At 64.9% G+C, this 12,808-nt stretch carries 10 protein-coding genes; 1 reads left to right on the plus strand and 9 read right to left on the minus strand.

Features of this window, described 5'->3' with window-relative positions; all coding sequences use genetic code 11:
* Nucleotides 1-146: 146 nt before the first annotated feature.
* The 9 genes from WC704_RS07840 to hisG form a co-directional block, all read right to left on the minus strand.
* A complete protein-coding gene (locus WC704_RS07840; protein ID WP_372889354.1) occupies nt 147-416 on the minus strand; it encodes a type II toxin-antitoxin system Phd/YefM family antitoxin in 270 nt (89 codons plus the stop codon).
* A gap of 174 nt (nt 417-590) precedes the next feature.
* Complete coding sequence (locus WC704_RS07845; protein WP_372889355.1) at nt 591-2,558, minus strand: alpha/beta hydrolase family protein; 1,968 nt, start codon at nt 2,556-2,558, stop codon at nt 591-593.
* A 217-nt stretch (nt 2,559-2,775) separates the two neighbouring features.
* Nucleotides 2,776-4,770 carry an alpha/beta hydrolase family protein gene (locus WC704_RS07850; RefSeq protein WP_372889356.1) on the minus strand — a complete coding sequence of 665 codons (1,995 nt, stop codon included), beginning with the start codon at nt 4,768-4,770 and terminating at the stop codon, nt 2,776-2,778.
* A gap of 127 nt (nt 4,771-4,897) precedes the next feature.
* Entirely contained in the window at nt 4,898-7,021 is a 2,124-nt protein-coding gene (locus WC704_RS07855) for a sodium-translocating pyrophosphatase (RefSeq protein WP_372889357.1), read from the minus strand.
* Between the two features lie 113 nt (nt 7,022-7,134).
* Nucleotides 7,135-8,181, minus strand: coding sequence for a thiamine-monophosphate kinase (locus WC704_RS07860; RefSeq protein WP_372889358.1), 1,047 nt, complete (start codon nt 8,179-8,181; stop codon nt 7,135-7,137).
* Between the two features lie 489 nt (nt 8,182-8,670).
* The gene (locus WC704_RS07865) at nt 8,671-8,847 is read right to left on the minus strand and encodes a DUF4169 family protein (RefSeq protein ID WP_372889359.1); all 177 of its coding nucleotides are present in this window, start codon (nt 8,845-8,847) and stop codon (nt 8,671-8,673) included.
* A gap of 2 nt (nt 8,848-8,849) precedes the next feature.
* Complete coding sequence (gene nusB / locus WC704_RS07870; protein ID WP_372889360.1) at nt 8,850-9,320, minus strand: transcription antitermination factor NusB; 471 nt, start codon at nt 9,318-9,320, stop codon at nt 8,850-8,852.
* 192 nt (nt 9,321-9,512) lie between these two features.
* Nucleotides 9,513-10,799 carry a histidinol dehydrogenase gene (gene hisD, locus WC704_RS07875; protein WP_372889361.1) on the minus strand — a complete coding sequence of 429 codons (1,287 nt, stop codon included), beginning with the start codon at nt 10,797-10,799 and terminating at the stop codon, nt 9,513-9,515.
* A gap of 124 nt (nt 10,800-10,923) precedes the next feature.
* Nucleotides 10,924-11,586, minus strand: a complete 663-nt coding sequence (gene hisG / locus WC704_RS07880; RefSeq protein WP_126848877.1) for an ATP phosphoribosyltransferase — start codon at nt 11,584-11,586, stop codon at nt 10,924-10,926.
* Between the two features lie 105 nt (nt 11,587-11,691).
* On the opposite strand from hisG, the gene WC704_RS07885 reads away from it, so the two are divergent.
* Nucleotides 11,692-12,795, plus strand: coding sequence for a DUF2332 domain-containing protein (locus tag WC704_RS07885; protein WP_372889362.1), 1,104 nt, complete (start codon nt 11,692-11,694; stop codon nt 12,793-12,795).
* Nucleotides 12,796-12,808 lie beyond the last annotated feature (13 nt).

Consider the following 12,808-nt stretch of genomic DNA (forward strand, 5'->3'; position numbering starts at 1 on the left):
CCAGTGCCGCAGCAAGGCCGCGTCCGTCGGCCAAGCTCACGCGCATCGCCGCCAGCGGTTGCTCCGTCAGCGACGGGCGCTCCTTCCGGGTTATACGTCTTTGTCGCCGATCGCCCATAAGGCGATGTGGGTATCCAGCAGCAGCCTCATTCGGGGCTCGGCACCGGCCAGAGCGGCCCCCCGTTGAACAAGGCGGCAGTCTCCGCATCGTCCTTGTTCCATTCCTCCAGCGAAGGGATGGCGTATTGGCCCTTGGCGAGCCCGAGCCGGATCGGTTTACGCGGGGCGACCGGAACCAGGCGCGCAACGGGCTTGCCGTTGCGGGCAATGACGATCTCGGTTTCGCTTCCGCTCTCGACGGCATCGACGAGCTGCGACAGCCGCGACTTGGCGTCATGCATGTTGACGGATTCCATAAGCGGCCTCCTGGCTAGACTTAGCTAAGGTAGCGTGTTGGGCGGTGGTCGGCAAGGAGGCCAGCGCCGCGGCGAAGCCGCGTCGTCGGTCGGATCGGGCGGGTAAGGCCCGCCCGTCCGCCGGCCGGGCTTGCGCTGATCCGCGACTAACGGCTGCGCCGTTAGCCTTGGGCGCTACGCCGGATTATGCTCCTTCAAAAACGCTTCCATCGCCTTCAGAAACTCCAGCCGGTCGGCCTGGCGGGTGAAATGGTGGTCGCCCAGCGGTTGCTCGATATAGACATAAGGCTTGCCCGCCGCCTTCAGCTTCGCCGCCATCTCGCGCGATTGCTTGACGGGGACGACGGTGTCCTTCTTGCCGTGCATGATGAGGATCGGCATCGAAAATTGCGCCGCGCCGTAAATGGGGGAAACGCCTTTCAGGTCGGGCGCCTGGTCGCGCAGATAATCCTTGCTGCGCCCGCCATTGAGGAAGGCACCGTCATAGCGCAGCATCGCCGGCATATCCGACACCCCGGCATAGGACACCGCGCAGCGATACACCGCGCCATCGCGCTGCGCCGCGCGGAACGCGGCATAGCCGCCATAGGAGCCGCCGATGATGCACACGCGCTTGGCATCGGCGATGCCGCTATCCGCCGCCCATTTGACCGCGTCGGTTAAATCATCCTGCATGGCCAGGCCCCATTGCCCGCGCCCCTTGTTGGTGAAGGCCTTGCCGAAGCCCGATGAGCCGCGATAATTGGGTTGCAGCACGGCATAGCCGCGGCTGGCGAGGAATTGCGTCCACCAGTCCCAGCTTTCATCGTCGCGGGCATAGGGGCCGCCATGCGGCAGCAGGATCAGCGGCAGGTTCTTAGGGTCCTTGCCGCGCGGCAGGGTGAGCACGGCGGAGATTTCGAGCCCGTCGCGCGCCTTGTATTTGATCGTGCGCACCGGGGCATAGGCCTTCAGCCCCAGCGTGTCGTTGACCATTGCGATCAGGTGCATCACGCCTTCTGCCGGGCGATACAGGTAATAGGCGCCGGGCCGGTCGGCACCACCGACCTGGAGGATCAGCACTTTGAAATCGCTGCTCCACGACACGATATGCGCGACGCGCGTACCGATGGCGGCATCGACCTTGGTCTGCACATCGGCGAGAACGGGGTCGATCCAGTGCGTGCGCAGGCGCGTGTCGGTATAGCGCACCCCGGCAAGGCGCGTGCCGCCATCGGTGGTGAGGATGCTGTCAATATCATAGCCCGGCACGCCGAACAGCTTTGGCCCGGTCTTGAGCGTCGCCAGATCGAGCGGATAGAGCGCGGTGACATCCTCGGCATCGTCATAAGCGAGCGCCTTGCCGGGTTCAGGCAGGAACATGGCGGGGGTGTTGCCGAGATCGGCATCCTTGCCGCGCGCGCGGCTGACGGTGCGGAAGGATTGGGCGGCGGTGTCGCGGTAGAGCAAGCGGTAGGAGCGCACGTCATCGTCATAAGCAATGCCGTAACGCACGGTGCCGGCCGGATCGGCATACCAGTTGAAGACATTTTCAGCCGAACTTTGTACGCGGACGTTCTTGCCGGTGGTAACATCGAAATCGCGTACCTCGGGCCAGAAACCGACATGGTCCGAATAGATCGAGGTTTGCAGCGCGATCAGGACGTGCGGGCGGCCATCGCGCGCAATCCACAAAATATCGTCGGCGGATTGCGCGGCAAGGTCGCGACCGAGAATGTTGATCTTCTTGCCATCGGCGCTGATGCCGAGCGTGCGGCGCAGATACCAGCTATCGCCCTCGACCGGTGCCGTCGTGCCGACAGTGGCCACCAACCAGTCATTATTGACCCACGCCCAACTGTTGAGATCGTTGGGGCCGGGGTCGACCTGCACGACCTTGTCGGGTGCATCGAGCGAGACGATGGCGAAGCGCTGTTGTCCGTTGATCGCGAGCTTGACCGCGACGCGCGTACCATCGGGCGACAATTCGGGGCCCTGCAGAAAGGGCAACGTGGCGAACGCCTCGGCGGGGATTTCGGCGGGCGTGGGAGCTGGGACGGGGGTTGAGGTGGGGGCCGGGGCAGGGGTTTGCGCGGACACAAAACTGCCGCACAGCGCGCCACCCAAAGCGAGTGCGCGCCAATAGCGTTGTAGTATCGTCATGATTTCCCCCAAAGATTGTGGGTACCATCATTGCTGGCGCTGGCGCTGGCAAGGGGACGGTGTAAAGAAAAAGGCGTCAACCGTCCGGCCGGTTATGAAGTAACGCAGCGGAAATGTCCCTTTGCCGGACCGATCACGCGGAAAGTCCGTGGGCGCGCTATCCTGTATTCGGTCGATCGGCCACCAACGGTGTTGCCGTTGGTGGCGGGCCTTCCGCTTACGCCGGGTTATGCTCCTTCAGGAACTTGATTGTTTCGGTCAGCACCTGGATGCGATCGGCCTCGCGCAGCAAATTGTGGGTGTTGAGCGGTTGTTCGATATAGACGAAGTCTTTGCCTTCGACCTTGCCCACTTTGCGCAGCCGCGCGACCAGATCGCGTGATTGGGCGGGAGGGACGCGTTTGTCGCGCGCGCCCTGGATGATGAGGATCGGCGTTGAATATTTCTCCGGATGGAGGCCTGGCGATGCATCGACCAAGTCGGCACTCGCGCTACCCAAGCCGGTCTTGGCGCCGTACCGGCCGAGATAATTTTTGTCGTAGCGGATCATCGCTGGAAGATCGTGGACGCCTGCGCCACTGATCGCGCAGCGATATTTGTCGCCGTCACGCTCGGCCGCTCGGCTCGCCGCATAGCCACCATAGGACCAGCCCATCATGCACACGCGCTTGGCATCGACGATGCCTTTGCCCGCCAAATATGGAATCGCATCGTTCAGGTCGTCCTGCATACGATAACCCCAATTACGATTCGCCGCCTTCGCCCAGCCGATGCCATAGCCGCCCGAGCCACGATAATTGGGCTGGATCACGACATAGCCTTGCTCGGCCAAAGCCTGAGCCCAGCCATAAGCATCCCAATCGGCGCTGTCGCGTACCCCCCACGGGCCACCATGCGGCAGGATGACGAGAGGCAGGTTCTTCTCGCTGGTGCGGTGGCGCGGCATCGTCAGCACCGCTTCGATCTCTTTGCCGTCGGAGGTCGGGTAGCGGATCACCGACACCGGGTTGAGCGGGGCGTCCTGTAGCGTATCGTTGGCATAAGCGATGCGCGCGATGCCGCCCTTGACCGTGTCGAACACATACCAGCTCTCAGCCTGGCCAGGCGCAGCAACCCTGAACACGATAGTTTCCCGCGCGGCGTCGGCGGTGGCGATATGGACATTACCCTTGCCGTAACTTTCCTCGAGCAGGCCCTGAATCTCCTTCATGCGCGGATCGAGAAAATGCTGTTCGGCACGGGCGCGAGTCACTTCGACCGCTTCGATCCTAGTGCGGTCGGGCGTCAGCGAAAGGCCGTCGATATCGTAGCCCGTGACGCCATAGACACGCTTGCCCAGCTTCATCGTGGAGAGATCGTATTCATAAACTGCGGTGAAACCGTCGGTGCGATTGGTGGTGTAAGCCTTGGAACTGCCGCTCAGGAACACCTCGGGCAGCGCCAACCCGGTCTCGCGGTCGGGCACTCCGCTGTAGATGGATTTAATCGGGCTATCGCGATCGGGACGGTAATAGACCTCGACCCTGCCCGTCTCACCATCGCGTTTCGAACCCATGCGGACGACACCGTCCTCGTCCGCAACCCAGCTTTCCACCTCCGCATTTGGGCGCATCACCGCGCGATATTTGCCGGTGTCCAGATCGACGTCGATTACTTCCGGCTTGTCCGCCAATTCGGTGCCATAATCGAGATTGCGGCGCTGGAGCAGAATGTGCGGCGGGCCGCTACGCGAATTCCACAGCGCCTCGGTGCCGGTAAACGCCTTGTCCCAACCGAGTGGAACCACCTTCCTGGTTGCGCGATTGTAGGCGGCGTAGCGGATGTTGTCGAACCACTCTCCGGCAAAATTGTCGCGCGAATCGATCTCGATCAGCAAATGATCCGAATCAACCCACCGATAACCGATAATTTGTTGTTCGCCCTGTTTGTCAGTGCTGAAATCGGCATCTCGAGCGATGATCTGCGGTGCGACGTTGGCCTGGCCAACGGCGAGAATCGCCAGTACTTGCTGTCCGTTTGCACGAACCTTAGTTGCAATCCACTTACCGTCCGGCGTAATGGTTGGGTCTGCGATCATCGGGAATTGTGCGAACACTTCAACGGGTACGGTCTTTGTCGTCCATGCACTGCTAGGCTTCCATTCAGCGGAGGCGGCGGTCGCCAGCATTGCGGTGCTGACGGCTAGAATCCTCAAATAATTATACAATTCCATCGTGATTTCCCCCCAAACCTTAACCGTAGTTTATTGTTCGTCGTTGCGCTGGCAAGGGGGCGTAAAGAAAAAGCCCTGCCCGGTGGTGCCGGGCAGGGCCATAAAGGTGTCTTTTAAATCGCCGCTATTATCCCGCCGCTGCCAGGGCCGCCAGCAACAGCAGTGCCACGATATTGGTGATCTTGATCATCGGGTTCACCGCCGGGCCCGCGGTATCCTTATACGGATCGCCCACGGTGTCGCCGGTGACCGCGGCCTTGTGCGCTTCGCTGCCCTTGCCGCCGTGATGGCCGTCCTCGATATATTTCTTGGCATTGTCCCACGCGCCGCCGCCAGACGTCATCGAAATCGCGACGAACAGGCCCGAGACGATCACGCCGAGCAACATCGCGCCCAAAGCGGCAAAGCCCTCGGCCTGGCCGGCGACCGCAGTGATGACGAAATAGACCAGGATCGGCGAGAGCACCGGCAGCAGGCTCGGCACGATCATTTCCTTGATCGCGGCTTGTGTGACGAGATCGACCGTGCGGGCATAGTTCGGGCGGCTGGTGCCCGCCATGATGCCGGGATTGTCGCGGAACTGCGCGCGCACTTCCTCGACCACTGCGCCCGCCGCGCGACCGACCGCCGTCATCCCCATCGCGCCGAACAGATAGGGGAGCAGCGCGCCGAGCAGCAGCCCGACGATGATATAGGGGTTGGAGAGCTGGAAATTGACCGTGAGATCGGGGAAATCGCGGCCCAAGTCCGAGGTATAAGCGTTGAACAGCACGAGGGCGGCGAGGGCTGCCGAGCCGATCGCATAGCCCTTGGTCACCGCCTTGGTGGTGTTGCCGACCGCGTCCAGCGCATCGGTGCGGTGGCGCACGTCATCGGGCAGGCCCGCCATTTCGGCGATGCCGCCGGCATTGTCGGTAACCGGGCCATAAGCGTCGAGCGCGACCACCATCCCGGCCTGCGCCAGCATTGCCGTCGCGGCAAAGGCGATGCCGATGACGCCCGCAAGCTGATAGGCCGCGATCACCGCGATGACGATGACGAGCGTGGGCAGAGCGGTTGATTCGAGGCTGATCGCCAGGCCCTGGATGACGTTGGTGCCGTGGCCCGTCTCCGACGCCTTGGCGATGCTGCGCACCGGGCGGAAGTTGGTGCCGGTATAATATTCGGTGATCCACACCAGCAGCCCGGTGACGGCGAGACCGATCATCATCGACCAGAACAACTTCATGCCGGTATAGGTGCCGGTATCGCCGAGAAAGGCGTTGCCGCCGATCGGCGCAGTCATGTCGCCCAGCGTATATTGGGTGGCGAAATAGATAGCGGGGATCGACAGGCCCACGCTGACCCAGAAGCCCTTGTACAGCGCGCCCATGATCGAGCCGCTGCTGCCCAGCCGCACGAAGAAGGTGCCGAGGATCGAGGTGAGGATGCACACCCCGCCGACGATGAGCGGCAATGTCATCACTTGCAGCAGATGATCGGCATTTTTGAGTGCGAGCGCGACCGAGATCATCGTCACGCCGATCGTCACCACATAGGTTTCGAACAGATCGGCGGCCATGCCGGCGCAATCGCCGACATTGTCGCCGACATTATCGGCGATGGTGGCGGGGTTGCGGGGGTCATCCTCGGGAATGCCCGCCTCGACTTTGCCGACCAGATCCGCCCCGACATCGGCGGCCTTAGTGAAGATGCCGCCACCCAGGCGCGCGAAGATCGAGATGAGCGACGCGCCGAACGCGAGCGCCGTCAGCGCCTTGACCACGACGGGTCCGCCCGCGCCGACGCCGTTCGCGCCCGCCAGATACCAGAAGGTGCCCGAAATCGCGAGCAGGCCGAGCCCCGCCACCAGCAAGCCGGTGACCGCGCCCGAGCGGAACGCCATCGTCAGCCCGCCTTGCAGCGACGTGCGCGCGGCCTCCGCCGTGCGGACATTGGCGCGCACCGAGATGTTCATGCCGACATAGCCCGCCACGCCCGACAGCACCGCGCCGAGCGCGAAGCTGACGGCGGAGATGGGCGTGCGCATCCCGTCGAGGAAGACCCACACCAAAGCGAGCACGATCAGCCCGACAATGGCGATGGTGCGATATTGGCGGCCGAGATAGGCCTTGGCGCCTTCCTGAATGGCGGCGGCGATGTCCTGCATCTTTTCGTTGCCGGGCGGCGCGCGGAGGACTTGGGCGCTGGTGATGATGCCGTAGGCGACGGCAATCAGGCCACAGATGATGGCGGCATAGACGATCGTCATGCATATCCTTTCCCATAGTTTCCGGTGGGATGGTCGCCCGGACTCACACGCCTTGCGCCCCCACGCTTGGCCGTCAGACTAACGCCGGGGAACGGCTTGGCAAGCGGCGGTTGTTATCCGTGCTGAAAGCCGAGCCGGGGCGGCAGTTCGACCGGCGTGCCGCCGTCGCTGAGGGTGAGGCCCTCCCCATGCGCGAAGGTGCCGATGCGCGTGGCGGGGACGGGGGGAGTCTGGTCGGGGGCAAGCGCGAACAGCAATTGATAATCGTCGCCTGCGGTGGCGGCGGCGAGGCGCGTGGGCAGCGTGTCGCCGCTGAAGGTGCGGTAAGAGTCGGAGAGCGGCACGGTGGCGAGGTCGATGGTAACGGCGAGGCCGCTCGCTTGGGCCATGCGGTGCGCATCGATCAGCAGGCCGTCCGACACGTCCATCATCGCGCTAACCAGCGGCGCGAGCGCTTGCCCCTCGGCGAGGCGCGGCTGCGGACGGCGATAGGCGGCGAGCAAATTGGCCGGGCCGGTTTCCCCGCGCGCGATGGCGAGCCCGGCCCCGGCATCGCCGATCGTCCCGGTGACGTACAGCGCATCCCCCGCCTGCGCGCCGCTGCGCGAGGGCGCGTGCGCGCTGTCGCCGAGCGCAGTGAGCGTGAGCACGCGCGGGGCGTGCGGCGGGAGCGAGACCGTGTCGCCGCCGAGGATGGGCGCGGCGAAGCGGGTGAGGGCGTCGGCGAGGCCGGTGAGGAAGGCGGTGTCCCAGTTTTCGACGGGTTCCTCCCCCCATTTCTCCTTCCCCTCATTTCCCTTCCCCGGCGCAGGCCGGGGCCCAGTGGCGACGGTGGTGATGGTCGCGCGCTGGCCTTCGCCATCAGCCGCCCACGACTGGGCCCCGGCCTGCGCCGGGGAAGGAGTAGGATTTCGCAGCGGATAATTCAGCATCACCCCGACCGGCACCGCACCCTTGGCAGCGAGATCGGACAGGTTGGTCGCGACCAGCTTCCACGCAACATCCGCCGCCGGATCGCTGGCGAGATAATGCACGCCCTCGACCAAGGTATCGCTGGTCAGCACCAACCGCCCGAGCCGCGCGGCATCGTCGCGCAAATCCTGCGCACCCGAATGCAGCGGCAGCGCGCGCAAGGCAGCGAGGAAATCGGCTTCGGTCATGTGGGACGGTTTAGCGGGGGCGGGGGCGGATGTCTGCCATGCGCTTGGCCACCTGCCATTCATGCCGGATCGACAGTCACCGCGCGGGTGGATGTCTGCGAGTGGTGGTTAGCTGCCACAACCAACCCTAGGGTCGCGTACCCCTGTTTCTTCTCACGCTTTCAGTAATTGCGACCACGATTGCGCTGATAATACCAGTAATGAACAGATACATTATAATCGCTATCGAATAGGTAGAGCCATGACGAAGCTCCGGGTAAAATATATAAAAAACTAGATGTGTCAATATGTTAGATGTAGCTATTGATGCTAGTATCGATGCCGTGGGACGAAGCCGCAGTCCGAGCGAAAAAACCAACGGAGTTGCCGCCGATGAAGCCAAAGCCGTATACATCTGTAAAGGTTCTATCATCCCGCGCCTCTTAAAATGGTTATTTACGCTATCCCGGCGACGTCGGCTATTGGGCGAGAGCGGACAATCGTCCTCGCTCATTCCCCCCGCTTCGCCCCGTCCAGTCCGCGCTCCAGCCGCGCTGCCTCCACCGCTGCCGCCTCGCGCTCGGCTTTGCTCCGCCCGAAGGCGGCGCGGTTGAGGGTGGCGGTGGCGTCCGCTGCTTTGCGGGTGTGCGCCTTGCGGGCGCGGCGGAGGTTGATGACCTCCGCCATCTCTACGCGCGCACGTCCTTGGCGATGGCGTCGAGCAGGCCGTTGACGAAACCCGCCTCGCGCTTGTCGAAGAAGGCGTGCGCGACATCGACATATTCGGTGATGACGGTGCCGACCGGCACGTCCGCGCGCGCCAGCAATTCATAGGTGCCAGCACGCAGGATCGCGCGCATCGCCTTGTCGAGCCGGGCGAGGTTCCAGCCCTTGGCGAGCTTTCCGGCGATGGCGGTGTCGATTTCGCCGAGGCGCGCCTCGGTGCCCTTTACGACATCGTCGAAGAAACCGACTTCGGCCTCGGCATATTCGGCATCCTCGATCGTCGCGCCGAGGCGGTGATTGTGGAATTCGTTGAGCAACTGCGCGACCGGCGTTGTTTCCATATCATGCTGATACAGCGCCTGGACGGCGGCGAGACGGGCGGCGGCGCGCGCTTTGGAGCGGGCGGCGGTGCGGGGGGTGGCGTGGGAAGACATTGCGCGGCCCTTAAGCGAAAAAGCGGAGAACGGGAAGTTGGGTGTTTTTGGGGGGCTTCTTGCCTCCCCTCCCTGGAAGGGAGGGGATTGAGGGGTGGGTTGGCCCGTAATTGGGCGTAACACTCGCCATCAGCCGACCCACCCCCAGCCCCTCCCTTCCAGGGAGGGGAGGAAGTGTGGAAGGGGAGGAATTTAGTCGAGCCGCAGCGCCACCGATCTGGCGTGCGCCGGGAGGCCCTCGGCTTCGGCGAGCGCCACCGCTGCCGGGCCGATCGCCGCCAGACCCTTGGGGTCCAATTGCAGGAAGCTCGTCCGCTTCATGAAATCGAGCACCGACAGGCCGCTGGCGAAGCGCGCGCGGCGGCCGGTGGGCAGCACGTGGTTGGGGCCGGCGACATAATCGCCGATCGCTTCCGGAGTATGTCGGCCAAGGAACACCGATCCGGCATGGCGCACCTTGTCGAACAAGGGTTGCGGATCATCACACGCCAGTTCGAGATGTTCGGGCGCGAGGCGGTCGACCAGCGGGAGCGCTTCCTCCAGCGACGCGGTGACGATGATCGCGCCGTTTGCATCCCACGCCGCGCGCGCGACCCTGGATGTGGCGAGCGTGGCGATCTGCGCGTCGACCTCAGCCGCGACAGCGTCGGCGAAAGCGGCGTCATCGGTGAACAGGATCGACTGGCTGGTCGGGTCATGTTCGGACTGCGAGAGCAGATCGGCGGCGATCCAGTCGGCGCGATTGTGGCCATCGGCGACGACGACGATTTCAGACGGACCCGCCACCATGTCGATGCCGACCACGCCGTAAAGCTGGCGCTTGGCTTCGGCGACCCAGGCGTTGCCAGGGCCGGTGATGACGTCGACGGGCGCGATGCGATCGGTGCCAAAGGCCAGCGCCGCGACGGCTTGCGCGCCGCCGATGCGCCACACTTCATCGACGCCGGCAATATGCGCGGCGGCGAGCACCAGCGGGTTGATCTCGCCATCGGGGGTGGGGGTGACCATGACGACGCGACCGACGCCCGCAACCTTGGCGGGGATGGCGTTCATCAGCACTGAGCTGGGATAGGCCGCGCGCCCGCCGGGGATATAAATCCCGGCATTTTCGATCGCGTTCCAGCGCGCACCCGTGCGGATGCCGTGCGCGTCGGTCAGGTCGCTGCCCTGTGGGCGCTGCTTCTCGTGATAGGTGGCGATGCGCTCAGCCGCGAGATCGAGCGCGGTGCGCAGATCGGGGGCGAGGCCGTCATAGGCGGCGCGCCATTCTTCGGGCGCGATCTGCCAGCCGGTCGAGTCGAGATCGTGGCGGTCGAAGCTTTGGGTGTAGGCGCGCACCGCTGCGTCGCCTTCGTCACGGACGCGGGCGATGATCGCGGTTACGTCGCGCGCGACATCGGCATCGGCTTCGCGGCGGGCATTGACCAACGCGGTGAAGTCGGCGGCGAAGCTTGGGGCGGTGGTGGTGAGCTTTAGCATTAGATCCTCCCCTCCCTGGAAGGGAGGGGCTGGGGGTGGGTTGGCTGATGGTGGAGGTTACGCCCGACTACGGGCCGACCCACCCCCGACCCCTCCCTTCCAGGGAGGGGAGGAATAGTCCCGCTCACGCCGCCACCTCCTGCGCAACCGCCCGCCTAAACGCCTCGACCAGCGGCACCACTTCACCGCGCGTCTTGAAGGCGGCGCGGTTGACGATCAGGCGGCTGGTGACCTCGCAAATCACTTCGACCTCGACCAGGCCATTTTCTTTGAGCGTGCGGCCCGACGACACCAGATCGACGATGCGCGGGGCAAGGCCGAGCAGGGGCGCGAGTTCCATCGCGCCGTTCAACTTGACGCATTCGGCTGAAACACCGCGCGCGGCGAAATGCGCTTCGGTGACGTGCGGATATTTGGTGGCGACGCGGACATGGCTCCAGCCGCGCGGATCGTCATTGGCGGCCATGTCGGCGGGCTCGGCGACCGACAGGCGGCAATGGCCGATGCCGAGATCGACCGGGGCGTAGAGTTCGGAATAATCGAATTCGGCCAGCACGTCCGACCCGACGATACCGAGCTGCGCGGCACCGTGCGCGACGAAGGTGGCGACGTCGAACGCGCGGACGCGGATCAGGTCGATGCCGGGATTGTTGGTCGAGAAGCGAAGCGCGCGCGAATCCTCGTCGCGGAAGGCGGCTTCGGGAACGATTCCGGCGCGTTCGAGCAGCGGAACAGCCTCGGCGAGGATGCGGCCCTTGGGCACGGCGATGATGATAGGATCGGCCATATCCGCGGGGCTTTACTTGCGGGCGGGGGTGGGCGCAACAACGGGGCCGACGATACCCCCGTTCGTTTCGCTCGAAACGAACGGACAGGAAAACGGAGATGGCAGATGGCGAGCGAGCAGAATAATCGCGGGGCGTTCCTGATCCAGCAGCATTATTGCGACGCCAATGCCGCGCCCATCTATGGCCGAATGTGCGCGGCGGTGGCGGCGGGGCTGACGCGCGACACCGCGATGGGCGCGCGCATCCTCGATTGGCCGGGTGAGCCGACGCGCGATGCGTTGCCGCTGCGCTTCTTTGGCGGGCTGCATGCGCTGGTGCAGGCGGGCAAGGATGACGGGCTGGCGGCGGTCTTTGCCGGCGTGGTGACCGAGCAGGCCGAGATCCTCGCCACGCTGGAGCGCGTGCTGGCCGAACACGAAGCGGCGCTGCTGCCGTGGCTCGACGGGCCGCCGCAGACCAATGAGCCGGGGCGATCGGCGGCGTTGCTGCTGGGGTTGATCGAGCTGGCGCGGCGGCATGGGCCGAGGATCGAGCTGCTCGAGATCGGGTCGAGCGCGGGGCTCAATGTGTTGATCGACCGCTATCGCTTCGATCTGGGCGGGAGCTTTTATGGGCCTGGCGACTCGCCGGTGACGATCACGCCGGTGTGGAGCGGGCCGCCGGCGCCGGTGGTGCCGCTGGAGATCGTGTCGGTGCGCGGATGTGATGTTCAACCACTCGATGCGACCGATCCCACGGTGGCGGCGCGGCTGGCGGCCTATGTCTGGCCCGAGACCCCCGAACGGCTGGTACGCGTGCGTGCGGCGGTCGCGATGCAGGTCGAACGCGGCGTCGATTTGGTGCAGGCCGATGCCGCCGACTGGATCGAGGCGCGGCTGGCCGAGCCGCAAGCGGCGGGCGTGACGCGCGTGCTGATGCATTCGGTGGTGTGGCAATATCTGCCCGAGCCGGTGGCCGAGCGTATCCGCGCCGCGATGAAGGCGGCGGGCGCGCGGGCGAGCGCGGAACGGCCACTCGGCTGGGTGATGATGGAGCCAGACCGGGCGCTGGGGCACCAGGTGGTGCGGGCGCGGTCGTGGCCGGGGACGGGCGAGTGGACCACGCTCGCGACCAGCCATGCGCATGGCACGTGGATCGATACGCGCGCGGAGACGGGCGATGCGGCGCCGCCGGTAGCGCTGCCCGAGGCGGCGGAGGTGCGGGTTTGATCCTCCCCGGCAC

The organism is Sphingomonas sp., assembly GCF_041661885.1.
Classification (GTDB): Bacteria; Pseudomonadota; Alphaproteobacteria; order Sphingomonadales; family Sphingomonadaceae; genus Sphingomonas.

Bases quoted from the DNA above. Each gene is read 5' to 3' on its own strand.
- WC704_RS07840 (WP_372889354.1), bottom strand. From the start codon at position 416: ATGGAATCCGTCAACATGCATGACGCCAAGTCGCGGCTGTCGCAGCTC.
- WC704_RS07845 (WP_372889355.1), bottom strand. From the start codon at position 2,558: ATGACGATACTACAACGCTATTGGCGCGCACTCGCTTTGGGTGGCGCG.
- WC704_RS07850 (WP_372889356.1), bottom strand. From the start codon at position 4,770: ATGGAATTGTATAATTATTTGAGGATTCTAGCCGTCAGCACCGCAATG.
- WC704_RS07855 (WP_372889357.1), bottom strand. From the start codon at position 7,021: ATGACGATCGTCTATGCCGCCATCATCTGTGGCCTGATTGCCGTCGCC.
- WC704_RS07860 (WP_372889358.1), bottom strand. From the start codon at position 8,181: ATGACCGAAGCCGATTTCCTCGCTGCCTTGCGCGCGCTGCCGCTGCAT.
- WC704_RS07865 (WP_372889359.1), bottom strand. From the start codon at position 8,847: ATGGCGGAGGTCATCAACCTCCGCCGCGCCCGCAAGGCGCACACCCGC.
- nusB (WP_372889360.1), bottom strand. From the start codon at position 9,320: ATGTCTTCCCACGCCACCCCCCGCACCGCCGCCCGCTCCAAAGCGCGC.
- hisD (WP_372889361.1), bottom strand. From the start codon at position 10,799: ATGCTAAAGCTCACCACCACCGCCCCAAGCTTCGCCGCCGACTTCACC.
- hisG (WP_126848877.1), bottom strand. From the start codon at position 11,586: ATGGCCGATCCTATCATCATCGCCGTGCCCAAGGGCCGCATCCTCGCC.
- WC704_RS07885 (WP_372889362.1), top strand. From the start codon at position 11,692: ATGGCGAGCGAGCAGAATAATCGCGGGGCGTTCCTGATCCAGCAGCAT.